The 25,658-nt window shown below is 37.4% G+C and carries 22 protein-coding genes, 1 riboswitch and 1 other annotated feature; of the genes, 18 read left to right on the top strand and 4 right to left on the bottom strand.

Annotated features, from left to right (window positions below; genetic code table 11):
* Positions 1-186: 186 nt before the first annotated feature.
* The 11 genes from V1L66_RS20370 to V1L66_RS20320 all read left to right on the top strand — a co-directional run bounded on the left by V1L66_RS20370 (position 187) and on the right by V1L66_RS20320 (position 11,663).
* Complete coding sequence (locus V1L66_RS20370; RefSeq protein WP_333006194.1) at positions 187-1,770, top strand: glutathione ABC transporter substrate-binding protein; 1,584 nt, start codon at positions 187-189, stop codon at positions 1,768-1,770.
* A 66-nt stretch (positions 1,771-1,836) separates the two neighbouring features.
* Positions 1,837-2,760, top strand: a complete 924-nt coding sequence (locus V1L66_RS20365) for an ABC transporter permease (protein ID WP_016993406.1) — start codon at positions 1,837-1,839, stop codon at positions 2,758-2,760.
* A 13-nt stretch (positions 2,761-2,773) separates the two neighbouring features.
* Positions 2,774-3,670 carry an ABC transporter permease gene (locus tag V1L66_RS20360; RefSeq protein WP_052125378.1) on the top strand — a complete coding sequence of 299 codons (897 nt, stop codon included), beginning with the start codon at positions 2,774-2,776 and terminating at the stop codon, positions 3,668-3,670.
* Between the two features lie 11 nt (positions 3,671-3,681).
* The gene (locus tag V1L66_RS20355) at positions 3,682-4,674 is read left to right on the top strand and encodes an ABC transporter ATP-binding protein (protein ID WP_036078171.1); all 993 of its coding nucleotides are present in this window, start codon (positions 3,682-3,684) and stop codon (positions 4,672-4,674) included.
* The gene (locus tag V1L66_RS20350) at positions 4,667-5,632 is read left to right on the top strand and encodes an ABC transporter ATP-binding protein (protein ID WP_036078174.1); all 966 of its coding nucleotides are present in this window, start codon (positions 4,667-4,669) and stop codon (positions 5,630-5,632) included. The genes V1L66_RS20355 and V1L66_RS20350 overlap by 8 nt, the downstream gene beginning before the upstream one ends.
* An 18-nt stretch (positions 5,633-5,650) precedes the next feature.
* Positions 5,651-6,529, top strand: coding sequence for a sugar phosphate isomerase/epimerase (locus tag V1L66_RS20345; protein ID WP_036078176.1), 879 nt, complete (start codon positions 5,651-5,653; stop codon positions 6,527-6,529).
* A 13-nt stretch (positions 6,530-6,542) separates the two neighbouring features.
* Complete coding sequence (locus tag V1L66_RS20340; protein ID WP_016993402.1) at positions 6,543-7,601, top strand: Gfo/Idh/MocA family protein; 1,059 nt, start codon at positions 6,543-6,545, stop codon at positions 7,599-7,601.
* 1 nt (position 7,602) lies between these two features.
* Positions 7,603-8,484, top strand: a complete 882-nt coding sequence (locus V1L66_RS20335) for a sugar phosphate isomerase/epimerase (protein WP_026023428.1) — start codon at positions 7,603-7,605, stop codon at positions 8,482-8,484.
* Between the two features lie 14 nt (positions 8,485-8,498).
* On the top strand, positions 8,499-9,650 hold the full coding sequence (locus V1L66_RS20330; RefSeq protein ID WP_016993400.1) for an ROK family transcriptional regulator: 1,152 nt from the start codon (positions 8,499-8,501) through the stop codon (positions 9,648-9,650).
* Between the two features lie 18 nt (positions 9,651-9,668).
* Positions 9,669-10,670 (top strand): asparaginase, encoded by a 1,002-nt coding sequence (locus tag V1L66_RS20325; protein ID WP_016993399.1) that lies wholly within the window; start codon positions 9,669-9,671, stop codon positions 10,668-10,670.
* A gap of 12 nt (positions 10,671-10,682) precedes the next feature.
* The gene (locus V1L66_RS20320; RefSeq protein ID WP_333006193.1) at positions 10,683-11,663 is read left to right on the top strand and encodes a BadF/BadG/BcrA/BcrD ATPase family protein; all 981 of its coding nucleotides are present in this window, start codon (positions 10,683-10,685) and stop codon (positions 11,661-11,663) included.
* Between the two features lie 58 nt (positions 11,664-11,721).
* Here V1L66_RS20320 and V1L66_RS20315 read toward each other — a convergent pair whose 3' ends face one another.
* The gene (locus V1L66_RS20315) at positions 11,722-12,897 is read right to left on the bottom strand and encodes an FtsW/RodA/SpoVE family cell cycle protein (protein ID WP_333006192.1); all 1,176 of its coding nucleotides are present in this window, start codon (positions 12,895-12,897) and stop codon (positions 11,722-11,724) included.
* Positions 12,898-13,132: 235 nt separating this feature from the next.
* Between V1L66_RS20315 and V1L66_RS20310 the strand changes: the two genes are divergently transcribed.
* The 3 genes from V1L66_RS20310 (at position 13,133) to V1L66_RS20300 (ending at position 17,917) form a co-directional block, all read left to right on the top strand.
* On the top strand, positions 13,133-14,803 hold the full coding sequence (locus V1L66_RS20310) for a methyl-accepting chemotaxis protein (protein ID WP_016993396.1): 1,671 nt from the start codon (positions 13,133-13,135) through the stop codon (positions 14,801-14,803).
* Between the two features lie 350 nt (positions 14,804-15,153).
* Positions 15,154-16,107: an L-threonine 3-dehydrogenase gene (locus V1L66_RS20305; protein WP_004225462.1), complete on the top strand. Its 954-nt coding sequence runs from the start codon at positions 15,154-15,156 to the stop codon at positions 16,105-16,107.
* 190 nt (positions 16,108-16,297) lie between these two features.
* Positions 16,298-17,917 carry a long-chain fatty acid--CoA ligase gene (locus tag V1L66_RS20300; protein WP_333006191.1) on the top strand — a complete coding sequence of 540 codons (1,620 nt, stop codon included), beginning with the start codon at positions 16,298-16,300 and terminating at the stop codon, positions 17,915-17,917.
* A 42-nt stretch (positions 17,918-17,959) separates the two neighbouring features.
* Here V1L66_RS20300 and trpB read toward each other — a convergent pair whose 3' ends face one another.
* Complete coding sequence (gene trpB / locus V1L66_RS20295; RefSeq protein WP_016993395.1) at positions 17,960-19,123, bottom strand: tryptophan synthase subunit beta; 1,164 nt, start codon at positions 19,121-19,123, stop codon at positions 17,960-17,962.
* Between the two features lie 58 nt (positions 19,124-19,181).
* Positions 19,182-19,381: a binding site (T-box leader), on the bottom strand.
* Positions 19,382-19,449: 68 nt separating this feature from the next.
* Positions 19,450-19,932, bottom strand: a complete 483-nt coding sequence (locus V1L66_RS20290; protein WP_016993393.1) for a QueT transporter family protein — start codon at positions 19,930-19,932, stop codon at positions 19,450-19,452.
* Positions 19,933-19,938: 6 nt separating this feature from the next.
* Positions 19,939-19,983, bottom strand: a riboswitch (PreQ1 riboswitch).
* Between the two features lie 321 nt (positions 19,984-20,304).
* Here V1L66_RS20290 and V1L66_RS20285 point away from each other — a divergent pair.
* The 3 genes from V1L66_RS20285 to V1L66_RS20275 all read left to right on the top strand — a co-directional run bounded on the left by V1L66_RS20285 (position 20,305) and on the right by V1L66_RS20275 (position 23,228).
* Positions 20,305-21,327 carry an ABC transporter substrate-binding protein gene (locus V1L66_RS20285; protein ID WP_333006190.1) on the top strand — a complete coding sequence of 341 codons (1,023 nt, stop codon included), beginning with the start codon at positions 20,305-20,307 and terminating at the stop codon, positions 21,325-21,327.
* 85 nt (positions 21,328-21,412) lie between these two features.
* Positions 21,413-22,402 (top strand): ABC transporter permease, encoded by a 990-nt coding sequence (locus tag V1L66_RS20280; protein WP_333006189.1) that lies wholly within the window; start codon positions 21,413-21,415, stop codon positions 22,400-22,402.
* 31 nt (positions 22,403-22,433) lie between these two features.
* Complete coding sequence (locus V1L66_RS20275) at positions 22,434-23,228, top strand: ABC transporter ATP-binding protein (RefSeq protein ID WP_036078189.1); 795 nt, start codon at positions 22,434-22,436, stop codon at positions 23,226-23,228.
* 100 nt (positions 23,229-23,328) lie between these two features.
* On the opposite strand, the gene ilvA is transcribed toward V1L66_RS20275, so the two are convergent.
* The gene (ilvA, locus tag V1L66_RS20270) at positions 23,329-24,591 is read right to left on the bottom strand and encodes a threonine ammonia-lyase IlvA (protein WP_258859124.1); all 1,263 of its coding nucleotides are present in this window, start codon (positions 24,589-24,591) and stop codon (positions 23,329-23,331) included.
* Positions 24,592-24,891: 300 nt separating this feature from the next.
* Here ilvA and V1L66_RS20265 point away from each other — a divergent pair, with 300 nt between their 5' ends.
* A complete protein-coding gene (locus V1L66_RS20265) occupies positions 24,892-25,635 on the top strand; it encodes a TerC family protein (protein ID WP_016993388.1) in 744 nt (247 codons plus the stop codon).
* Positions 25,636-25,658: the final 23 nt, after the last annotated feature.

Below are 25,658 nucleotides of genomic sequence, written 5' to 3'. Positions count from 1 at the left end.
GCAATTGTGATAGTTGAGGAAGCAATATCTTTCCTGAATTGAATTGTCTAATCTTAAGAAAATATAGTTTATTTTTTGCCTATTTATTTTCATCAGTGGAGAAAATAAATTCATTTTGGTAATTATATTTCTTAATTTAAGTTATAAGAAATATTTTTATATATTTTTACAAAGGGAGTAGATGAGATGAATTATGTTAAAAAATTGGTTTTTGTAATTCTATGTACATTGCTTTTAGCGGCATGCTCAGAGAAAGACAATTCTAACGCATCAAATACTGGGGACAAGTCTACTACAGAATCAGGTACAGCTAGTTCAAAAAATGAACTTGTTATCGCTGTAAATGAAAACTTTATTTCAATGGATCCGCATAACACTGGGGATACAAATTCGAGTTCTGTACAGGAGACAATGCTAGAAGGATTGTTAGGCTTCGATGCAGATGGTCAAATTATTAAGGTTTTAGCAGATGATTATTCAATTAGTGAAGACGCTCTTGTCTATACGTTCAAACTTAAAGAAGGGGTTACTTTCCATGACGGGGAACAGTTTAATGCTGAGGCTGTAAAGGCCAACATTGAGCGAATCATGAATGATGAAAGCTTACGTTTATATTCTCGTGGTTTTAGCTTAATCAGCAATGTTGAAATTCTAGGCGACTATGAAATTAAGGTTACTTTAAAAGAACCTTATGGACCTATGATTACTCGATTCGGAGTTGCCAAAATGATTAGTCCAAAAATGATTAAAGAAAATTCAGCAGATATACCTAAAAAACCTGTTGGTACAGGACCATATAAATTTGTTGAATGGGTACAAGGAGATCATTTAACAATTGAGAACTTTGACGGCTACTGGGATGGAGGAGAACGTGTTGCTAAAATCACCTATAAACCAGTGCCAGAAAATGGCTCACGTGTAGCGATGCTAAAAGCGGGTGATGCACAGGTTATCTATCCAGTGCCAGCACAAAATATTGATGAGCTTTCTAATAGTAAAGATGTAGAGGTAAATAAGGTCCCTTCTACAATTGCACACTACGTTTCATTAAATACCTATAAAAAACCTTTGGATGATATTAAAGTTCGACAAGCCTTTAACTATGCGGTGGACAAGGATGCTTATTTAAAAGTGGTGAATGCTGGGCTAGGTTTACCATTAGACTCCATTATTTCTTCCAAAACCGTTTATTATAAGCAGCAAAAAATGTATGAACACAATATTGAAAAGGCAAAAGCATTATTGGCTGAGGCAGGCTATCCTGATGGCTTCGATATTGAAATTTGGGGGAACACAAACTCAGATACGATGAAGGGTATGCAGTTTATTCAACAACAGTTAGGTCAAATCGGTGTAAAAGTAGAAATTAAATCAATGGAAGAAGGTACTTTATCAGACGAAATCTATGGTGCACAAACACCAGAGGATGCGAAATTACAAATGTGGTATGTGAGCTGGTCAGCCTATGCTTCGGATATAACGAATGCGACAAAGCCTCTTTTCCATAGCGTATCATTCCCACCGAATGGTGCAAATACAGCTTACTATCATAATACAGAGGCAGATCAATTAATGGATGAAGCTAACTCCATTTCAGATGTTGATCGCCAAGCTGAATTATATGAAAAGTTACAGGAAATTGTTTATCAAGATACACCTTGGATTTTCTTAGGGGTAGATGAGGTTGTATATGGTGTACGTTCAAATGTCAGCGGTGTGCAAGTAAACCCTACAGGTGGACTTGATGTGAAGAATGCCAAAGTCGAGTAATGAACAATAAAAGGAATTGATAGTCGTCAATTCCTTTTCTATAAAAATAGAAAGGAGGAAGGTAGCATGTGGAAGTATATAGCAAGAAGAACTGTTGAAATGATACCAATATTAATCGTCATTTCCATATTAACATTCTTATTTATTCATTTCATACCAGGTGACCCTGCAAGGTTAGTAGCTGGGAAGGATGCCACGCTAGAAGATGTTGAAAACGTACGCCATGAGTTAGGTTTAGATAAACCCATTCTTAAACAATACGTGGATTATATGAAAAATCTTGTGACGGGTGAGCTTGGAACATCTTTAACAACAGGACTACCTGTCATAGATATGTTTAAAACAAGGTTTATGCCTTCTCTTCATCTTACTTTCCTTTCCATGTTTTGGGCTACATTAATGGGTTTGGTAATTGGTGTTGTTTCAGCCATCAATAAAAACAAATGGCCTGATTATTTTGGAATGGTAACGGCTGTTTCTGGTATTTCAATTCCAGGATTTTGGCTGGGCTTATTATTGATTCAATTATTTTCCGTGCAGCTAGGGTTATTTCCAACAGGTGGATTAGATGGCTTTTCTAGTTATATTTTGCCGTCCTTGACCTTAGGGGCTGGCATTATGTCAATGATTGCTCGATTTACTCGCTCTTCTATGCTGGAAACGTTACAAGCAGATTTTATAAGAACAGGGAGAGCAAAAGGACTGAAAGAACACTCTGTTATTGTGACCCATGCTTTAAGAAATTCCTTAATTTCTGTGGTAACAGTAGCCGGCCTACAATTCGGATTTCTATTAGGAGGATCGGTGGTAGTGGAGACAGTCTTTAGTTTTCCAGGGATGGGACGACTTCTAATCGATTCGATTGCCTTTCGAGATTATCCCGTCATTCAATCTGCACTGCTGTTATTTGCATTTGAATTTATTTTAGTCAATTTAATCGTTGATGTGCTTTATACCGTGTTAAATCCAAAAATCCAATTAAATTCTTAAGGGAGGGAACAAAATGACTTCACCAACTACTATGCAAAATAGCCAAGTGCAAAATACACAAAAAAAATACTCTCCTCTTAAAGAATTTTGGAAGTCTTTTAAAAAACAAAAGGCTGCTTTGGTAGCAAGTATCTTTATAGTGTTGTTAATTGTAGTCGCTTTTATTGGTCCTTATATCGCACCGTACGACCCTTTTGAACCGAATTATGATGCTTTATTAGAGGGACCAAGTGCAAGTCATTTGGCAGGAACTGACGAGTATGGTCGAGATATTTTTAGTCGTTTGATAGTAGGTGCAAAAATATCCTTGATGGTGAGTTTTAGTGCCGTATTTTTAGGCTTAATACTAGGAACTATTTTAGGTTTAATTAGCGGTTACTTTGGTGGGTGGATTGACAAAATCATCATGCGTAGCTGTGATGTATTGTTTTCATTCCCAGATTTATTATTAGCAATTGCCATTGTAGCCTTATTGGGTCCTGGTATTAATAATGTCATCATTGCTGTGATGATTTTTAGTGTGCCATCTTTTGCACGTTTAGTCAGAGGTGCTACATTGAATGCGAAAGAGAATGTTTACGTAGAAGCAGCACAATCAATGGGAGCTTCACATGTTAGAGTGCTGTGGAAACATATTTTCCCTGAAACCATTAGTGAATTAATCATTTTTGTCACAATGCGTATAGGAACAGCCATTTTAGCAGCTTCTGGTTTAAGTTTTTTAGGCTTAGGTGCAAGCCCTGAGATGCCTGAGTGGGGAGTAATGCTAAGTAGTGGGCGCGACTATTTAGGGACATCTTCGCACGTAGTCATCATGCCAGGCATTGCCATATTTTTAACCGTACTAGCATTTAACTTAATAGGTGATGGATTACGAGATGTCTTAGATCCAAAAATAAAAAATAATTAAGGAGAATGCTTATGCCAGAACATGTATTGCGAGTAAGTGACTTAGAAACGTCCTTTACGCGTGATAAAAGGGAAATCAAGATTTTAAGAGGTGTCAATTTTTCCATCCGTAAAGGAGAGATATTAGGCTTAGTGGGAGAATCGGGTAGTGGAAAAAGCTTAACATCGTTATCCATCATGCAATTATTTCACGGTACTACAGGCAAAATCGTCAATGGCTCTATACATTTCAATGGACATGACTTGACGAAAATGTCCGAATCAGAAATTCGGAAGATTCGTGGCAAGCAAATGGCCATGATTTTTCAAGAGCCCATGACCTCTTTAAATCCTGTCTTAAAAATAGGCAAGCAGTTAATGGAAGCAATTGAGATGCATTTAAAGCTGCCGAAGAACGAAAGTAAGCATCATGCAATCCAAATGCTAAAAAGCGTTGGCATAGGAAGAGCTGAGGAAATCATTTATGAATATCCACATCAGCTATCAGGAGGAATGCGCCAGCGAGTTATGATTGCAATGGCTATGGCCTGCCATCCTAATTTACTTATTGCTGACGAACCAACCACTGCGCTTGATGTCACGATACAAGCTCAAATTTTAGAGCTAATGAAAAAGCTAAAGGAAGAAAATGAAACAGCTATTTTATTAATCACACATGATTTAGGTGTTGTTGCGGAAATGTGCGATAGGGTAGTCGTAATGTATGCAGGGCAGGTTGTAGAGGAAGCAGATGTCTTTGAGTTATTTGCTAGCCCCAAGCATCCCTATACAAAAGGTTTAATTGCATCCGTACCGAAAATTGGTGATAACAAAGAAGTATTAGAATCTATTAATGGTCAAGTACCATCCCCACAAAATATGCCGAATGGTTGTAAATTTGCTCCACGATGTAATCAAGCGATGTCTATATGCCATCAGGAGAGTCCACCGACAGTAAAAATTTCAGCTACTCGCCAATGTAGCTGCTGGCTATATGTGAAAAAGGATGTGGAAGTAAATGCCTAACAGTATATTAAAAGTGGAGAATTTAAAAAAGAGCTTTCAAATAGCAGGAGGGCTATTTCAAAAAAAGCAATATGTTAACGCGGTCATAGATGTTTCCTTTGAAATAGAAGAAGGTACGACGTTTAGTTTAGTTGGGGAAAGTGGTTGTGGTAAATCTACTACAGGTAGATTAATCACTAGATTAATAGCACCAACGAATGGAAGTATCATTGTGGACGGGAAAGAAGTAGCAACTGCAAAGCAATCTGAATTAAAGCATTTAAGGCAAACTGTTCAAATGATTTTTCAAGACCCATATGCCTCTTTGAATCCAAGAATGAAGGTCAAGGAGCTTATTGGGGAGCCTTTAGAAATTCATACAAAACTTTCAAAAGCAGAGCGTGAAAAACTAGTGCTTGAAATGCTGGAAGTCGTTGGATTAAATGCTGAACATGCTGATCGCTATGCGCATGAGTTCAGTGGAGGACAAAGGCAGCGTTTAGGTATTGCACGCGCATTAATAACAAAGCCAAAATTAATTATTGCTGATGAGCCCGTTTCTGCGTTGGATGTATCTATACAATCGCAAATATTGAATCTATTAAAGCAATTGCAGCAAGAATATAAAATATCTTATCTCTTTATTTCTCACGATTTAAGTGTTGTAGAACATATTAGCCATTATATAGGGGTCATGTATTTAGGGTCTATTGTAGAAATCGGGCGTAAAGAAACCATATTTAATGAACCAAAGCATCCCTATACAAAAGCGCTCATTGCATCCGTACCGATCGCAGACCCAACATTACGAAAAAAGAAGATCGTTTTAACAGGTGATATTCCAAATCCTAAAAATCCGCCAAGTGGTTGTACCTTCCACACAAGGTGCCCCTTTGCATCAGATATATGTAAGCAAGCTATTCCGGAAATGAAAAAAATTAACGAAGAGCAAAGTGTCGCATGTCACTTTGTCAACTAATCGAAAGGGTGTATAGAAATGAAAATAGGGTTAAGCACATATAGTATGGTCAAAAAAATGAGACAGGGGGAAATGAATGTACTGGATGTCTTACAATGGGTAGCAGACAACGGTGGACAGCATGTAGAATTAGTACCCTATGAATTTACCGTTGTAGATAACTATGAACTTGCAACTCAAATAAAAGATAAAGCAGCAGAGCTAGGATTAGAGCTATCCGCCTATTCGTTACCAGCTAACTTTATTCAGGATACGGAGGAAGCTTTTTTAGAAGAGGTTGAACGTTTAAAGAAGCATGTTGATGTCGTACATCATATGGGCATTCACATTATGCGCCATGACGTTACTCTCTTTACTTTACCAAAGGAGCAAACGTCCATTCATTATTACAACGAGCACTTCGAAGAGATGGTTAGAGGCTGTCAGTTAATTGCAGATTACGCGAAACAATTTAATATTACGACAACGATTGAAAATCACGGCTTTAATGTTCAAACAAGTGATCGTGTACAACAATTAATTCATGCGGTAAACAGAGACAACTTTAAAACAACTTTAGATATCGGTAATTTTTTATGTATTGATGAAGAACCTCTAATTGGTGTTATGAAAAACGTCCCTTATGCTGCTACGGTGCATTTTAAAGATTTTTATATTCGTCCTTATTATGAAAATCCAGGTGAGGGCGAATGGTTCCGTACAGTTCATAACAACTACATCAGAGGTGCTATTGTGGGACATGGCGATATAAATATTCGAGAAATTATTAAACTCGTAAAAGGCAGTGGATATGATGGCTATCTTACTATTGAGTTTGAAGGGATGGAAGATTGCCAAGTTGGTTCAAAAATAGGGATGGATAATGTACGTCGTTTATGGGACGAATGCAAGCTCTAAAGGAGGAAAGAACATGGACAAATTAAAAGTTTGTGTCATTGGCACAGGTTCTATTTCAGATTTTCACTTAGGTTCCTATTCGAATAATCCATTCGTTGAGTTATATGGCGTGTATGATGCTTCTCTTGAAAGAGGCAAAGCAAAAGCAGTTCAATTTGGAGCAACACATGTTTTTTCTTCAAAAGAAGAGCTATTCGCAGATAAAAATGTGGATGCTGTAAGTATTTGTACATGGAATAATACACATGCCGAATTGGCGATTCTTGCTTTGGAAAATGACTTACATGTTCTAATAGAAAAGCCGCTATCTATGACTTATGCAGAGGCTCTAAATATCCAAAAGGTTGCAGAAAAGCATCAGAAAGTATTTCAAGTGGGCTATGTAAGACGGTTTGCCACAAATACCAAAGTACTGAAAAGCTTCATCGACGATAACAAATTGGGCGATATTTATTATGCTAAGGCTTCCTGCCTAAGAAGATTAGGTAATCCAGGAGGCTGGTTTGCTGAAATTGATAAGTCTGGCGGCGGACCTTTAATTGATCTAGGGGTACATGTAATTGATATATGCTGGTACTTAATGGGGAGACCAAAGGTGAAACGTATAACAGGTCATACTTACAATCAGTTAGGAAACCGAAATCATATAGAAAATTTATCCTTCTACAAGGCTGCAGACTATGATGCAACTAAAAACACAGTAGAAGACTTAGCAAATGCCCTCATTACATTTGAGAATGGAGCGTCACTAATGGTAGACGTTTCCTATACACTACATGCTTTAAAAGATGAAATAAGTATTAAGCTATATGGCACGAACGGTGGTGCAGAGCTAGAGCCAGAATTAAAAATTGTAAGTGAAGAGCATAATACGATTTTAAATATTCATCCTCAAATTAACGATTTAACATTTGATTTTGCGACAGCCTTTCAAAATGAAATCAATTCATTTGTTGATTGTTGCCTTCATCATTATGATTCAGTTGCACCTGTAGAGGATGGAGTAGAAATTATGAAAATCTTAGAAGGTATTTATATTTCTGCAACTGAAGGAAAGGAAGTTGTTTATTAAAATGGTGAAATTGGATAATAAAATCGGTGTGATAGTAGACAGCTTTCGTTTACCTATTCGTGAAGGTTTGTTAAAGGCGAAAGAAGTTGGTGCACAGGGGGTACAAATGTATGCCGTTTCAGGTGAGTTGGACCCCGATAACCTAAATGCTGAACAAAGAGCAGAATTGAAGGCGTATATCTTAGGGCTAGGTCTAGAAATCTCCGCATTATGTGGAGATTTAGGTGGTCATGGCTTCCAAGACAAAGCAGAAAATGCCAGAAAAATAAAAAAATCAAAAGAAATACTGCAATTAGCCAAAGACCTAGGAACATCCATTGTTACAACTCATATTGGTATTATTCCTGAAGATGAAAATGATCCAATCTATCAAACAATGCTGGAAGCCTGCGAAGAATTAGGACAATATGCTACATCATTAGATGCTTATTTTGCGATTGAAACAGGGCCAGAAACGAGTAAAACATTAAAAGGGTTTTTAGATAAGCTATCAACGAATGGTGTATCGGTTAATTTTGATCCTGCCAATATGGTGATGGTAACAAAAGATGATCCTGTAGCTGGAGTCAAACTATTAAAGAAATATATTGTACATACACATGTAAAGGATGGTATTCAACTGCAACCAACGAATCCTAAAGATGTGTACGGGTACTTAGGATACGATTCTGGAACATCTCATGATAAAATAGAAGAAATGGTGGAAAATGGAGAGTTTTTCAGAGAACTTCCATTAGGTCATGGAGATGTCAATTTCGAGCTTTATTTTTCAGCTTTACAAGAAATCGGATACAATGGCTATTTAACTATTGAACGAGAAGTGAGATCAAATCCCGAAAAAGACATCAAAGAAGCTGTACAATTCATAGAAAAGTTTAAATAGGGGTTGAATCTAATTTGAAAAAGCAAGATCAAGTACAAATGCGAAGACAAAATAAATATATTGTGCTTGACGCAATAAGGCAGATGGCGCCAATTTCAAGAATTCAATTATCAAAATATACAAAAATGAGCCCTACAACCATTACGCGTATTGTGCAAGAACTAGAAGCTGAAGGCTTTATTCTTGAAGGGGTATCGGAAGAAACAGCCATTGGTAGACGTCCTACGTTAATTCATATGCGCGAAGATGCTTTATATACGATTGGTATAGAAATTGACTGTTTTACTATTCGAATAGGTATATTAGATTTCTTAGGGAAGCTTATTGCCTTTCAGGAAATCAAATGTAACATCAAGCATCAATACGAAGAAGCTATACATCTACTAAAACGATCTATAGAAAATATCATGACAGAATATCAGATTGCTCACGATAAATTACTAGGCATTGGGATAGGAATTCCAGGAGTAATCAATAACGAGGAAGGGATAATCGTTTCCTCTGAGCAATTGAAGTGGGAAAACTGCCATATAAGAGAAGATTTAAATGGCGTTTTTGGTTGTGAAGTCATCGTAGATAATGAATTAAAAATGCAAATCATTGCTGAAATTGGTGATATCTATACACCACTGTATTCAAATTGTATTTTAGTCGGAATCGGAACAGGAATAGGAGCATCTATATTATTAAATGGAGAAGTGTATCGTGGCATTCAAAATAAAGCTGGAGAAATAAGCCATATAACGATTAATCCCTTTGGTGAGATGTGTCACTGTGGTAAAAGAGGGTGCTTATCCATGTATGTTTCTGAAGTTACGCTGTTAAAAAGAACACCTAAAAATCTTAATATTCAATCAATAGAAGAGATTTTGCATTGTGTTGATCAAGGCGAGCAATGGGCGGTTGATATTCAGCAAGATGTAGCTACTTTTCTAGCTATTGCCATCAATAATCTAGTTTGTTTATACGAACCAGAGGCTGTCATCGTCAGTGGAGAAATTATTGAGCACAATGTGACATTTCAAAAACTGCTTAGTGATAAGTGTAAACAGTATATATGGAAGGAATTACAACCCTACTTTGATTTACAGTTTTCCAATCAATTAAAAGAAGGGGTTGTTAAAGGAGCGGCATTACAAGCACAAAAGCAGTTGCTGTCTGTTTAAAGAAAGGTTGGTTGATTCGTGGCTTACTCAGAATTTTTAAAGGAGTATCGTTCAGGATTAATGGAAAATGTGCATTATGGACAAATAAGTGCTGTGAATCTAACGAAGGAAGAATTCGTCTCTGTAGGTCAAGATTATGAGCCTGTGTATTTTCGTTCTGCAGCAAAACCATTTCAAGCCATTCCCATTTTTATGACTGATTTTATAGAAAAGTACGGGATTACTTCAAAAGAAAGTGCATTATTTCTAGCTTCACAAAGAGGCGAAATATATCATCAAGAGGCATTAGTCTCTTTGCTGGAAAAACTTCCTATTAATGAAAATGAGTTAATTTGTGCAGCATCCTATCCATTAAATGAGGAACCTAAAACAAAGTATATTCAACAGGGGTTTGAAAAGAGGAAACTATTTCATAATTGCGCTGGCAAGCATTTAGGATTTTTAACTGCATGTTTAGCAAATGGCTATGATGTCAAGCAATATTGTCATCCAGAACATCCACTGCAACAGATGATAAAAAAATATATTGCTTATTTAAGTGAATATGAGGTAGAGAAAATTCGTACAGGGATTGATGGCTGTGGTGCGCCCGTCTTTGCGATTCCGTTAAAAAACATGGCCATTGCTTATTTAAAGTTAGCAAGACCAGAATTAATTGATGATCGACTGATTCGTGAAGCAGTAATAAAGCTTACGACAGTAATGAATCAAGAGAATCCTATCATTGCAGCACAAAATTTTATTTGTACGGCATTATTAAAGGACCCCAATATTGTGGCAAAGGGCGGGGCACAGGGCGTATACTGTTTTGCTCTTAGAAACGAAGGATTAAGTTTTGCCTTGAAAATTATGAATGGTTCAGAAAGTCCATGGCCGAATGTAATTGCTTCTGTATTGGAACAAATTCAGTATACAAATCAAGAAACAATTGACCGTATTAAAGCATTGTCTCCTGCATTTGTGCGTAATGATGCAGGGGTTGAGGTAGGAGAAATTGTTTCTACAATTAAAATCGTATAGAGGTGAAGGCACTTGTATGTTTTGGCAATTGATGGTGGTGGAACAAAAACACTTGCGACAATCTCAACGTGTCGTGGGCAAATTATGGCGCTAGCAGAAACAGGAAAAAGTAATCCCACATCCATGAGCTTCGAGCAATTTACTGAGACGATAACAGAATTAATAAATGATTTAAAAAGACAACAACCTCACGAATTTCAACACATTACAAAGTGCCATGCGGGCCTGTCTGGTGTAACAGAAAATAATAATGAAGAAATTACCCATGCATTATTAACCTCGCTTTTACCGAAAGACTGTCAACTATCACTATCGAATGATGGGTTGAACGCGCTGTATGCGGGAACATTGGGTCAGCCTGGCATTGTGCAGATTTCTGGTACGGGTGCGATTACACTCAGTATTGATTATTCGGGAAGAATTGAGCGTACAGCAGGATGGGGTTATATTTTTGATGATGAGGGCAGTGGCTATGATATTGGCATTCGTACATTAAAAGCGGTATTTAAAGCATTTGATAAAAGAGGTCCTGAAACGCTTCTAACAGCAGCAGTATTAGAATATTTTCAATTACAATCCGTTCCGCAGATAATTGAAGTGGTCTATGGTGAAGCACATCCGCGTGATACCATATCTCCTTTAAGTAAGATAGCAATTGAATGTGCTAAACGTGGTGATGGAGAAGCCAATACAATTATTGATCAAGTGTGCTATGTTTTTTATCAAAGTATAGATGCTTGTTACAAAAAAAATCCATTCACAGATAAGCGAGTCAAAGTAGTCTTAGCTGGTGGCGTTTTTAATGAATTGGAGCTATTTATTAAAAAGTTAATCTCTATTGATAAAAAGAATAGTAATCAGTATGACTTCGTGGGTGCTTATAGCTTACCTGTAGGTGGTGCCGCTTTAGCTGCATTAAAATTACCAAGTAAGGAAGCCCAGCTATTTATCGATCAATATAATGCGAGTATGAAGGAGTTTTTAACGAATTAATCCCCCCTTTAATCTAGCAAGTAGAGAATGCATGAATTTTTCTCTACTTGCACTTTTGTTAGTCCCCTACTTTAAACATATAACCCTTATATGAATTATGAATAATCATGACGATTCCAATAAGCATAAAATTGGATAGTAACGAGCTTCCACCATAGCTTAAAAAAGGTAGGGCGACACCTGTGACAGGTAAAAGCCCAATGGTCATGCCGATATTTTGAGTAATTTGAAAGGCTAGTAAGCTTGAAATACCTGCACCCATTAAGGTCATGAAGGGGTCTCGCGCTACTACCGTAATAACAACAATACGATAGATAACAAAAAATAGTAGAGCTATTACAAATGCTCCTCCAACAAAACCCAGCTCTTCTGCAATAGCGGAGAATATAAAATCGGTATGTTTTTCTGGTACATAGACATTGTTATGTAGATAGCCCTTGCCCATAAATTCCCCTGATCCGATGGCCATAAAGCCTTGGCGTACTTGAAAAGAAGAATCAGTATATTCATAAGGCTGAAGCCATCCATAAATTCTTGAAATCTGATGTCCTGATAGGGCACCTAAAACCTTCTCTGTAAAAAATTCATTAAATCGGACATAGAGCACTACTAGCGTACTGATAATAACTAGAGGAACAGCCGTAAATACGACTAGAAGCTTTCTATGAATACCTGAAAAGAAAATCATTGGTAAAATCATCGCCATATACAACATAACCATACCTGTATCGGGTTGCCTATAAACAAGTAGTGTAGGAGGAAGGACAATTAGCCCGATTTTTACAAGTAGCCAAAAATCTGCTAGATAAGAGGGGCGGACATTTTTTTCTTGATGAGCAATAATGACCTTACTCACAACTATTAAAAAAGCGAATTTTAAAAACTCTGATGGTTGGAGAGAACCTAAAAACGGGATTTGATACCATGATTTTGCCTGATTGATCGTCCGAGCAATGCTCTCAGGTGCAACAATAAGCCCAGCCGTTAAAGCAACTATTAGGAAGTAAAAGGGCCATCCAATCTTCTTTAGCTGTTCAATATCAAGTAAGGATATTCCAAACATGATGGTTAATCCGATGAGATAAAATAAGAATTGCTTGATAATAAAGGAGCTTGCATACTGTTCAAAATTTACACTACTAGAATGGACAAAAAGGCAACTAATAGCGCCGAGTATTAGAAGACTTATTACTAAACTCCAATCTAACTTCTTCAATTGCGTCAAATGTAACACCTCCATTCTCTATTATCAACGCTGACAATGTATGGAAGGTTGCGGATGTTTTTTCAAATAATAGTATGAATAAGAAGCTATAGTATGGCTAATTTAGCGAGTTAAATTACCTAAAAAGAACTAAATGATGGGTATAAATTCTTAATATTTCGATCAAAATTTACAAAAACATAACACTGGCTTTATATCTCTATACTATCATTATTGGTAAGAGTTGGAGGAGGAGCCAAGGACCATGCATTTTTTCCGTTTCATTAAGGTGAAGGACAAGTTACTTGTACTCATGATTGTTTGTGTATTATCGAATGTATTGCTAGGTGTATTCAGTGTAGATTATTTAAGGAAAATGTCGTGGCATGCAAGTGAGAGTTACACACAGGGACTTGTCCCAATTGGATGGCTAAATGAGCTTGAAGAATCACAGCGCCGATTAGATTTTATAGTAGATTCGAAAGGTGACGATAAAGAAATGACAGCCATTTTACAAAACATGGCACAGCCTTTAGAGCAACTAGATAGCCATGAAATTGATAAAAAGATGAGTCATCAAATTAAGAAGTATAAGTCATTGCTTAAGAAGCAGGAAGAAGCCATTGAGGATTTTAAACAATTGAAACATGATGAGCTAGATCCATTTTATTTGCAAATATTCTTACCAATTAGTCAGGAGAGTCATGCATTATTAGAAGATACGCAAAATTATTTGGTTCAAAGAGCAAAAGACCAACAGCAGGCTTATCAAAAAGATGTGCAATTCGGTTATTGGTTATTAGGTGGTGTATGCTTAGCGGTTGTCTTGCTTGTTATCCTTATAGGCTTTATCGCAACAAAGGCAGTTAATGTACCAACACGTCAGCTAAAATCATTATTAAAACGTGCAGAACAAGGTGATTTCACTGCCAATGCAAGTTATGTGGCTCATGATGAGCTTGGTGAAGTTGTTTTGTCTTACAATCAAATGGTAACAGAGGTGAAACGACTACTCCATACTGTGACAGACAGTGCCTATGAAGTAGAAGAAATGACAGGGAAATTGCAGAAATCCTCTGAGCAATCATCAACAACGACATTAAAAATAGCGAAGGATGTACAATCGATTTCAGAATCAACGTCTGCTTCTTCTAATAAATTAGCTTCGAATACTGCTTCCTTAGAGGAAGTTTTAAATGATGTACAGGTTATTTTAGAAAAGGTTCAGGTTGTAGAAAGTTTTGCACAAAAAACGGCCAGAGATGCAGAAAGTGGAACTGAAATTGTACAGGCCAATTTAACACAAATGCAAGCTATTAAGCAGGCAGTTGAAAAATCTAATACAGCTATCTTTAATTTAGTAGAGCGGGCTGCATCGATTGATCAAATGATTGAGGTAATAGAAAGAATAACAGCACAAACTAACTTACTGGCTTTAAACGCATCTATTGAAGCCGCAAGAGCAGGAGAGCATGGTAAAGGCTTTGCAGTAGTGGCTAATGAGGTTCGCAAGCTTGCTGAGCAAACTGTTCAATCGACACAAACGATTACATCCATTGTACAGAACATCCATTTAGATTCGAGTTATGCGGTACAAATGATGGAAGGCGTTTTAGTAGCGACTGAAAAAGGTGTAGCTGTCACAGGACAAACTGCGTCAAGTTTTGATCAAATTTTAGAAAAAGTACATACGATTAAGCCTTATATTATGGAAGTATCTGCTACAGTTCAAGAGATTGCCAATCACACGAAGAAGGTAAGTGAGGATGCAAGTATGCTGACAGCTTTATCCGATACGAATGCCGTGTCTACTAAACATGTTGCTGCATTAACAGCTGATCAATTAACAGCTCAACAACAGTTCCATAATTATATTAAGGAATTGCGCAAAGTATCAAAAGTTTTGCAAATAGCTGTCAAACGTTTTTCGATATAATTTAATAGTAAAGAATAATATTGAAAAGGGGTCTTCTTTGCAAAAAATAGCAAAGAAGATTCTTTTTTGCATGGCTACAAAACTAGCTTATGAGAGCGTAAATGTTGTGTATTTTTGAGGTGTACAATTGTGTTTTGTATATTTTTGTAGCACAATATTTTTTATGGCCTCATATACTGTGGATAAGGGATTGTATGTTCTTTGTAAGGAATATTATTAATATAATTGTTGTATTTTCAAAACGAACACATTATAATGAATTTCATTGAAAGTGTTATTAAATCAATGTTTATCAATACATTTTTGTACTTTCTGGAAGTACAATTGTTCACATGTGGAGGTTTTGGGAAATGAAAAAGATTATTGTTACTGGAGCACTTGGTCAAATTGGTTCTGAGCTTGTAGAAAAACTTCGTGGTATTTATGGAGAGGACAATATACTTGCTACAGACATTAGAAAGCTTGAACATACTAAGGGCCCATTTGAAATATTGGACGTGACAGATGGACAAAGAATGCATGATTTAGCAAAGGACTTCGGTGCAGATACAATGATGCATTTAGCTGCGCTATTATCAGCTACAGCAGAAAGAAATCCATTGTTAGCTTGGAATTTAAATATGGGCGGGTTAATGAATGCGTTGGAGGTTTCACGTGAGCTAAATATGCAATTTTTCACGCCAAGCTCAATTGGTGCGTTTGGTCCGTCTACACCTAAGGAAGATACACCACAGGATACTTTGCAAAGACCAACAACCATGTATGGTGTAAATAAAGTAGCGGGTGAGTTATTATGCGATTATTATTTCAATCGTTTTGGTGTTGATACACGTGGAGTACGCTTCCCAGGATTAATTTCTTATGTAACGCCTCCAGGTGGTGGTACAACCGATTATGCAGTAGAAATTTTCTATGAAGCAATCGAACAAGGCAAGTATACATCGTATATTCAAGAAGGTACGTTCATGGATATGATGTACATGCCAGATGCTCTACAAGCTATCGTAGATTTAATGGAGGCAGACGGTAGTAAGCTCGTTCATCGCAATGCTTTTAATATTACAGCTATGAGCTTTGAACCTTCGCAAATTGCGGCAGAAATTAAGAAGCACTTACCGAATTTCACAATGAGCTATCAGGTAGATCCAGTTCGTCAGGCAATTGCAGATAGCTGGCCAAACTCTTTAAATATTGAAGCGGCTCAAAAAGAGTGGGGCTTCAAAGCTGAGTATGATTTAGCTAAAATGACGGTAGATATGTTAGAGAAATTAAAAATTAAACTGCATAAAAAAGCAATTTCATAATAGATGGACAACGGGTGAAGAACTAGACTTCATCCGTTTTTTATATGTTATAAAGAAAATTATTGGAATATATAGATTAAATTATAAAATTAAAATATAATAATATTCGGAATATTAATAGTATTCAGTTAAATTGATGCTATGAAGATTTCACAAGGGGAAATTCACAAATGAAGGGATGATGTGTTTTATGATGCAAGCACCATTAGTTTTAACTAGTTTTTTCAAACGAGCAGAGAGCTATTTTGCAAGAAAATCAATTATTTCACGGACAAGCCCACACAAAATACACCGTTTAACATATGGACAGTGGGCGAAAAGAACGCGTTGTTTAGCAGATGCCCTTACGAAGCTTGGGATGACAAGAGGAACAAAAGTCGGCTCCTTTGCGTGGAACCAGCATCGGCATTTAGAAGCCTACTTTGCTGTACCTTGCTCAGGGGCAATCTTACACATGGTAAATATTCGTTTATCAGAAGAGCATTTGATCTATATTATTAATCATGCAGAAGATGAGATTTTAATGGTCGATGTTGATTTATTACCGATCATTGAAAATATTGCGCCAAAACTTAAGACAGTGAAACACTATATTATTATGACGGATGAACCAGCTTTACCCAAGACTACACTACAAAATGTTTTATCCTATGAGGACTTGTTAGCTACTGCTGATGAAGAATTTCAATTTCCAGAGGATATTGACGAAGAAGCACCTGCCGGTATGTGCTATACAAGTGCCACGACAGGGAATCCAAAGGGAGTTGTCTATTCCCATCGGGGTCTAGTATTACACAGTATCATGCTGAGTATGTCTGACTCTATGGGGATGGCGGAAAGAGATGTGGTGATGCCAATTGTACCAATGTTTCATGCAAATGCATGGGGCTTACCTTTTGCTAGTGTTAATGTTGGTGCTACACAAGTTTTGCCAGGTCCACAATTTACATCAGAATTAATAATGGATTTAATCGAACAAGAAAAGGTTACATTAACTGCTGGTGTACCAACCATTTGGATAGGCGCCTTACAGGAGCAGGAAAAGAAAGAACGAGATATTAGTTCTTTAAGAGCGATCTGCTGTGGTGGATCGGCTTCACCAACTCGACTCATTCGGACATTTGAGGAAAAATACGGAATACCTTATATTGTTGTCTACGGCATGACGGAAACTACACCAATCGTGGCATTGTCCAATTATATGTCGTGGATGGATGATTGGCCGATTGAAAAACGTATTGAAGCTCGAGCGATGCAAGGGATGACAATGGCAGGTATCGAATCTAGTATTATTAATGAGGCGGGTGAGGTTCCTTGGGATGGCGAAACGATGGGGGAATTACGTTTAAAAGGCCCATGGATTTCCGACGAATACTATCGTGATGAACGAACAGCAGATGCCTATCGAGATGGTTGGTTATATACTGGTGATATTGCAGTACGAACAGAGGATGGCTTTATTAAAATCACGGACCGTACAAAGGATCTTATAAAATCAGGTGGGGAATGGATTTCCTCTGTTGATTTGGAAAATGCACTAATGACGCATGATGCAGTTTTTGAAGCAGCTGTCATTGCCATGCCTCATGCTAAATGGCAGGAGCGTCCTTTAGCTTGTGTTGTATTGAAAGAGGGACAATCAGTAACTGAACAAGAGCTTCTTACCTTTTTAGAAAATCAATTTGCCAAGTGGTGGGTACCAGATGCAGTCGTATTTCTAGAAGAAATTCCAAAGACATCTGTCGGGAAATTCCTGAAAGCGAAGCTGCGAGATAATGTAGCTGAAATTTATCCTAAATCATTGGTATAGGTGAAAGAGCGATTTCCATAAATGGAAGTCGCTCTTTTTTTATTATTTAGCTAACATGTGGAAAACTTGTTCAACGTCTTTATCGCCACGACCAGAGATATTAATAATAATGCTTTCCTCAGGTGATAAAGTTGGTGCTAATTTTAGAGCATGGGCAACTGCATGTGAGCTTTCAAGAGCAGGAATAATACCTTCTACCTTAGAAAGTACTTGGAAGGCTTCTAAAACTTCTTCATTTGTCACGGTCACATACTCAGCACGGCCAATTGTTTTCAAATGGCTATGCTCAGGCCCAGCACCTGGATAATCTAAACCAGCTGCTATTGAATAGGTAGGAAGTGGATTACCTTCTGCGTCCTGAAGAACTAAACATTTGAAGCCGTGTAGCTCTCCTGGTGTTCCTTCGTTTAAGGTAGCAGCTTGATCCGGTTCTATTCCAATCAGACGAACATCTTCGTCTGCAATATAGTCAGCAAATGCCCCAATTGCATTACTACCGCCTCCTACACAGGCAAGAACAGCTGTTGGCAGCTTTCCTTCCTTTTCTAAAATCTGTTCACGACTTTCGCGGCTAATCACTGATTGAAAATGTTTAACCATTGATGGGAAGGGATGTGGTCCAACTGCCGAACCTAATAAATAGAAGGTTGTTTCATAGTTTTCTACCAAGTCAGCAAATGCTTCATCTACTGCATCCTTTAAGCGGCCTTGCCCTTTATCAACCGCTACGACTTTTGCGCCGAGAAGTTCCATGCGAAATACGTTCAATGCCTGACGTTTTGTATCCTCCAAGCCCATATAAATCGTGCAATCCATTCCAAACATGGCACACGCTGTAGCTGTTGCTACACCATGTTGACCTGCACCAGTTTCTGCAATTACACGGTTTGCGCCCATACGTTTGGCTAGTAAAATTTGTCCTAATACATTATTGATTTTATGGGAGCCTGTGTGGTTAAGGTCTTCCCGTTTTAAATAAATTTTTGCGCCACCTAATTGCTTTGTTAAATTTTCTGCAAAATAAAGAGGGGATTTACGACCGACATATTCACGGAAATAGTAATCTAATTCTTGTTTAAAGTCATCATCTTCTTTATACTTTTGAAAATTCTCATCTAGTATATTTAAAACATTTTGAAGCTCCTTTGGAACAAAGCTTCCACCAAATTCACCGAAATATCCCTTTTTCTCTACTACTGTACTCATCTTTCCTCGACTCCTCTATGCTAATTTTTCCAAAAAAAAAGCCACTCCAATCCCTTATAAAAAGGACGAGTAACCGTGGTGCCACCTTCATTCGCAATTTTTGCGCGCTTTCCTGCTCCGGTAACGGGGAGCGAAACGGCCTTACATTTGATAAGGCTGCTCTGAAGTCCATTCACAAGTTTGTACTACTGGTTTGCACCAACCACCAGCTCTCTTGAAGTAACAATGCTTGCTACTACTCTTCTTCCTTGCATTTATTAGAAAGAATTGTAGAGTATTTTCAGAATAGTGTCAAGAAAAAAGACGAATCTAAAAAGACCCGTCAGTTAAATCAAACTTTTAAAGTGAAGGCGTTTGTTTAATACATACATAATCGGTGCACCTACAGCTAATACAACAAATTCACCCGCCGCGACTGTTAGCCAAGTCCAAAAGAATGGTAGCTCTAAAGCCAAGTTCAGCTCAAAGGCAATAATAAACATAGTACATGTAAAGAGCAATGTATTAATAATTAAACGTGCCCAAATATTTTTGACAAATTTGCAGATTAAAATAAACAGTCCGAGTGTAATCATTGAATGACCTACACCAAACACTAAATCGTAAATGCCAAGTGGTGAAAATAGGTTAGAGATCAATACTCCAATAATAATCCCTACGGCAAAGCGTGGATTAAAGGCCACTAAATGGTTAAACATCTCAGAAACTCGGAACTGAACCTCTGTAAAACCAAATGGTGCAACAAGCATGGTTACAGCTATATAGAGAGCCGCAATGATACCACTTGCTGCTAAAAATTTTATCTTCATATTCATTTCTCCTTAGTTTTTTTTCGTGGGATGGTTACGAACCACGGTGCTTTCACACAAGTAAATATTTTATTATAGATATCTAGTAGAAGTCAAATGTCAGACTTTGTCTATAATGTCCTATCGTCGCAAAATTGTCATAAATATTTTTTACTATGTTGAAAAAAGAAATCGAATAACTAAAACAGCGTAGTTTAGCGGTTTAAAGCGCCAAATTAAATGAAAAACTAAAATATTTTGTCACTTTTAAAAGTCAGAACATTCATAATGTTGTTGACGGAGCTCGATAATAACGATAATATAGCGATACATTCACACTTTGTTTGGATAAAGTGCGATAGATATTCGAGAATATAATCGGGGGGATTATTTGTGAAAAGCAATGTAAAGAAGTTGTCATTCCTTCTTTTTGGATTAGTGTTGCTTCTTGCTGCTTGTGGTAGCAGTGGCTCAGGTACAACAGATTCAAAAGGAAATGAATCAAACAATGCAAGTGAGAGCGGAAATGCAGATGATAAAACATATAAAATCGGGATTACTCAAATTGTTGAGCATCCATCGTTAAACGCAGCAACGGAAGGCTTTAAAAAAGCAATTGAAGATGCAGGCTTAAAAGTTGACTACGATCCACAAATTGCACAGGGGGATAATAGCCTTAACACAACGATTGCTAACAATCTAGTAAGTGCAAACGTAGATTTAATTTTTGCAAACTCTACACCTTCTGCACAAGCCGCTGCAACAGCAACAAGTGATATTCCAATTATTTTTACATCGGTTACAGATGCTGTTGGTGCACAGTTAATTGACTCAATGGAAAAGCCAGGGAAAAATATTACAGGCACAATCGATTTACATCCTGAAACGATTTCTAAAACAGTAGCATTCCTAAAAGAACTTGGTGCGAAAAAGGTAGGGATGGTCTACAATGCAGGTGAGCAAAACTCAGTTGCCCAAGTTTCAGAAGTGAAAAAGGTTATGGATGAACAAGGTTTAAAGGTGGTAGAAGCATCAGCATCCACTTCAGCAGATGTAAAACAAGCGACAGAATCTCTAATTGGTAAAGTAGATGCTTTCTATATTATTACTGATAACACAGTAGTTTCTGCATTAGAATCGGTAATTGATGTTGCCAATACGAATAAACTACCATTAATCGTAGGAGAACTGGATTCTGTGGCACGTGGCGGTTTAGCCGCTTATGGTTTTGAATATTTTGATATCGGCTATGAAGCGGGTCAAATGGCTGTGAAAATTTTAAAAGGTGAAGCTACACCTGCCGATACACCCGCACAATACCCACAAAATCTGAAACTATTAATCAATAAAAAAGTTGCAGATGATTTAGGAATCGAAATTAAAGATTCTTGGGGTGCCGAAATTCTAGAACAGTAAAACGAAGCGGGGGAGAACTATCCCCGCTTTATCTTCATTTTACAAGCGATATAAATAATAAAGAGATTTAGGAGATGATTCAACGATGTTTTTAGCATTATTTGGCGCAGTGGAGCAAGGAATCATCTATGCAATTATGGCACTTGGTGTATATTTAACATTTCGGGTGTTAGATTTTCCGGATTTAACGGTTGATGGAAGCTTTGTAACAGGGGCGGCAACGGCAGCAACAATGGTTTTGCTTGGCTACCACCCAATCTTAGCGACTTTAGTGGCAATTGTTGCTGGATTTATTGCTGGATGTATAACAGGAATTCTTCACACGAAGGGAAAGATTAATCCGTTATTATCAGGGATTTTAATGATGATTGCTTTATACTCGATTAATCTACGTATCATGGGGTTAACTGCAGAAAATACGATAGGTCGCCCGAATATTCCACTATTAAACTCTGAAACCATCTTTTCGAAGTTTCAAGCTTTTTGGAGCAATTTAGGGATCGATGCTGCTCTTAATAACCTATTAAAAGGCATAGGCTTTCAGCATGTACCAGGTACATGGAGTGTGCTGATTGTTGTATTAATCATCACGATTTTAATTAAGTTAATAGCAGACTGGTTCTTAAAGACAGAGGTCGGGCTAGCTATCCGAGCAACTGGTGATAATAAACGAATGATTCGCAGCTTCTCAGCAAATACAGATACACTTATCATTTTGGGGCTAGGACTTTCCAATGCACTTGTCGCATTTTCTGGAGCTTTAATCGCACAATACTCGAAATTCTCCGATGTTAGCATGGGGATTGGTATGATTGTGATTGGTCTCGCATCCGTTATTATTGGTGAAGCAATTTTTGGGACAAAAACTATTATCCGTACAACTTTTGCAGTCATTGCAGGAGCTATCATTTATCGTATTATATTAGCATTAGCATTACGTGTAGATTTCCTTGATTCAGGAGACATGAAATTAATTACGGCGATCATTGTTATTTTGGCGCTGATCTTACCGCAATTTATCAATAAGAATAAAGAACGTAAACGTAAAGCCAAACGAGCTGCAGAACTTTCGTAAGTAAAAACAGTAGAGAAGGGAGGAAAAGGCATTGCTTAAATTACATGGTATTAATAAGGTATTTAATGAAGGAACACCAGATGAGAAGATTGCACTTGCAGAGATAAACCTACATTTAAAGCCAGGTGATTTTGTGACAATCATTGGTAGTAATGGTGCAGGTAAATCAACGATGATGAACATGATTTCAGGTGCCTTAACACCCGATTTTGGGACAGTATTAATTGATGGTAATAATGTGACAAGTTTGCCTGAATATAAACGCTCTCAATACATTGGTCGTGTCTTTCAGGACCCAATGGCGGGAACCGCGCCTACGATGACAATTGAAGAAAATCTAGCACTAGCATACTCTCGCAATAAGCATAGAGGGCTACGTAATGGTGTGGATAAAAAGCGTCGGGAATTTTTTAAAGAATCACTAGAGATGCTTGGTTTAAATCTTGAGAATCGCCTTTCTGCTAAGGTAGGCTTACTTTCAGGTGGGGAACGTCAAGCTTTGTCGCTCTTAATGGCTACCTTTACAAAGCCATCTATTTTATTGCTGGATGAGCATACGGCTGCACTTGATCCATCACGTGCAGAGTTAATTACTCGTATTACGAAGTATTTAGTGGAAAAAGATAATTTAACGACATTAATGGTAACGCACAATATGCAGCAAGCATTAGATTTAGGCAATCGTCTTATTATGATGGACAAAGGCCAAATCATTTTAGAAGTCGGTGAAGATCGCAAACATGAATTAACAATCCCTGATTTAATGGCTGAGTTTGAACGTATTCGTGGTGAAAAAATGAATTCAGACCGTGCTCTATTAGGCTAATAACGAAACGCTCATACAAAAGTATGGGCGTTTTTTAGGGTAATAAAATGAAAGATAAACATAAAAAAGCCTCACTTGCAGTGAAGTGAGACTCTTCATTTTAAACGAGTAAGCCAAATAGTTGAATGTCGTTGTTTACTTCCTTGTATTTAAAGCCGAATTCATCCATTCGGGCAAGTAGTCCTTCATATTCAGCGCGATCACCTAGCTCAATACCGACTAGTGCAGGGCCACTTTCTTTATTGTTTTTCTTCGTATATTCAAAGGTAGTAATGTCATCGTTTGGTCCTAGTACGCTAGTGAGGAATTGACGTAATGCTCCGGCACGCTGAGGGAAGCTGACGATAAAATAGTAAAGTAAGCCTTCATGAATAAGTGACTTTTCTTTAATCTCCTGCATCCGTCCAATGTCATTATTACCACCACTGATGATGACTACAACTGACTTACCTTTAATTTCTTCTTTATAAAAATCAAGAGCTGCCACTGATAATGCTCCAGCTGGCTCAGCGATAATCGCGTGTTTATTATATAGATCTAGAATGGTCGTACATACTTTGCCTTCAGGTACAAGAACTATATCATCTAAATAGCGACGACAAACATCATAAGTGTGGTGACCGACGCATTTTACAGCAGCACCATCCACGAATTTATCAATCCAATCAAGGGCAACTGCGCCACCTTCAGCAAAGGCAGCCTTCATACTACCAGCACCAGCTGGTTCCACACCAATAATTTTGCTAGAAGGAGAGAGATTTTTAATGTAGGCAGACACGCCTGACATTAAGCCACCACCACCAATACTACCGAATACGTAGTCGATAGGCTCCTCCATATCATTCATAATTTCTACGGCTACCGTCCCTTGACCAGCAATGACATCGAAATCATCAAATGGGTGAATGAAAATTTTACTATGCTCTTCACAATAGCTTAACGCGCTTTCAGCAGAATCATCGAATGTATCTCCCGCCAAAATAATTTCTACATATTCGCGTCCAAACATACGCACTTGGTCTATTTTTTGCTTCGGCGTTGTTTGAGGCATAAAAATGCTTGCTTGAATTTTTAATTGGGCACAGGCATAAGCTACTCCTTGTGCATGATTGCCTGCACTTGCACAGACAACTCCAGCATTGCGTGCTTCATCCTCGATTTTTTTAATTTTATAATAGGCACCACGAAGCTTGAATGAGCGTACATGCTGTAGATCTTCGCGTTTAATATAAATATTAGCTCCGTATTTCTCGGATAAATAGTCGTTTTTTTGTAGTGGTGTATGCACAACTACATCTTTTAAAAAATGATGTGCAATCAAGACATTCTCCACTTGCACGGTTCTAGTATCAGCAACTTCCATAGTATTCATCCTCCGTTATACGTTTAAAACATTTATCTATGATAGCACACTTTATTTGCTTTTTGTGATTAATTTTTAGTAAATTCTAAATTTTCCGTGTCTATTTGAAGATGTAAGCGTTTTATCTTTATATAGCCTATTTTTTTGTCAAAAAAGCGATGTGTGAGACCTCCAAATAGTGCATTTTAAGTGAGGAAAATCATTCAAACTCTGTTGAATCAATCTTAAAAAATACAACTCTCATAACAAAAATGGTCAAGCATATACTAGATTAGCTTAGGCCAAGTAGGAGGGTATGTAGTGGAAATCATTCAAGGAATTTTATCAACATATTGGAAATTTTTTGATTTTGCGATGTGGCAAGAAGTATTAATGGACCCTGTCTCCTGGGGACTAATATCCTCATTAATTATTATAGAAGGTTTGCTGTCAGCAGATAATGCATTGGTATTAGCGGTACTAGTGAAACATTTACCAGATAAACAGCGAAAACGGGCATTAATGTATGGTATGTTAGGTGCCTATTTTTTTAGATTTTTATTTATTGGTATAGGAGTTTATCTCGTAGAATTTTGGTTTATTAAAGTATTAGGTGCTTTATATTTAGGCTGGCTTTGTATAGCTCATTTCCTTCATATAGGGAATGAGGATAGTGTGAAAGAGGTAAAGAGGTCAGGGTGGATGGTACGTCTTTTTGGCACGTTTTGGGCAACTGTCATTTCGGTTGAGCTAATGGATATTGCCTTTTCAATTGACTCAATTTTCGCTGCCTTTGCGATATCAGATCAAGTTTGGGTACTTTTAATAGGAGGGATGTTAGGGATATTAATGATGAGGACCATTGCAGGTGTTTTTTTAATCATTATCGAAAAAATTCCAGAGCTTGAAGCAACGGCCTTCATTATTATAGGTGTCATCGGCTTAAAAATGTTAGTGAGTGTCTTCAATGTCCATATACCTCATTATTTATTCTTCCTTTTCTTAGTGATTGCTTTTTCCATTACAATCATTGTGCATATGATGAAGAGAGTAAGAGCTGCCTAATTAAAAGTACTGTTCTCCAAAAA

This window comes from Lysinibacillus sp. IITD104 (assembly GCF_036698265.2).
Lineage (GTDB): Bacteria > Bacillota > Bacilli > Bacillales_A > Planococcaceae > Lysinibacillus > Lysinibacillus boronitolerans.
The sequence above is the reverse complement of the archived record's forward strand: the minus strand, read 5'-3'. Positions and strand labels throughout refer to the sequence as shown.

Bases quoted from the DNA above. Each gene is read 5' to 3' on its own strand.
- V1L66_RS20365 (WP_016993406.1), top strand. From the start codon at position 1,837: ATGTGGAAGTATATAGCAAGAAGAACTGTTGAAATGATACCAATATTA.
- trpB (WP_016993395.1), bottom strand. From the start codon at position 19,123: ATGAGTACAGTAGTAGAGAAAAAGGGATATTTCGGTGAATTTGGTGGA.
- V1L66_RS20280 (WP_333006189.1), top strand. From the start codon at position 21,413: ATGTTTTTAGCATTATTTGGCGCAGTGGAGCAAGGAATCATCTATGCA.
- V1L66_RS20335 (WP_026023428.1), top strand. From the start codon at position 7,603: ATGGTGAAATTGGATAATAAAATCGGTGTGATAGTAGACAGCTTTCGT.
- V1L66_RS20305 (WP_004225462.1), top strand. From the start codon at position 15,154: ATGAAAAAGATTATTGTTACTGGAGCACTTGGTCAAATTGGTTCTGAG.
- V1L66_RS20310 (WP_016993396.1), top strand. From the start codon at position 13,133: ATGCATTTTTTCCGTTTCATTAAGGTGAAGGACAAGTTACTTGTACTC.
- V1L66_RS20355 (WP_036078171.1), top strand. From the start codon at position 3,682: ATGCCAGAACATGTATTGCGAGTAAGTGACTTAGAAACGTCCTTTACG.
- V1L66_RS20340 (WP_016993402.1), top strand. From the start codon at position 6,543: ATGGACAAATTAAAAGTTTGTGTCATTGGCACAGGTTCTATTTCAGAT.
- V1L66_RS20345 (WP_036078176.1), top strand. From the start codon at position 5,651: ATGAAAATAGGGTTAAGCACATATAGTATGGTCAAAAAAATGAGACAG.
- V1L66_RS20290 (WP_016993393.1), bottom strand. From the start codon at position 19,932: ATGAAGATAAAATTTTTAGCAGCAAGTGGTATCATTGCGGCTCTCTAT.
- V1L66_RS20300 (WP_333006191.1), top strand. From the start codon at position 16,298: ATGATGCAAGCACCATTAGTTTTAACTAGTTTTTTCAAACGAGCAGAG.
- ilvA (WP_258859124.1), bottom strand. From the start codon at position 24,591: ATGGAAGTTGCTGATACTAGAACCGTGCAAGTGGAGAATGTCTTGATT.
- V1L66_RS20350 (WP_036078174.1), top strand. From the start codon at position 4,667: ATGCCTAACAGTATATTAAAAGTGGAGAATTTAAAAAAGAGCTTTCAA.
- V1L66_RS20360 (WP_052125378.1), top strand. From the start codon at position 2,774: ATGACTTCACCAACTACTATGCAAAATAGCCAAGTGCAAAATACACAA.
- V1L66_RS20370 (WP_333006194.1), top strand. From the start codon at position 187: ATGAATTATGTTAAAAAATTGGTTTTTGTAATTCTATGTACATTGCTT.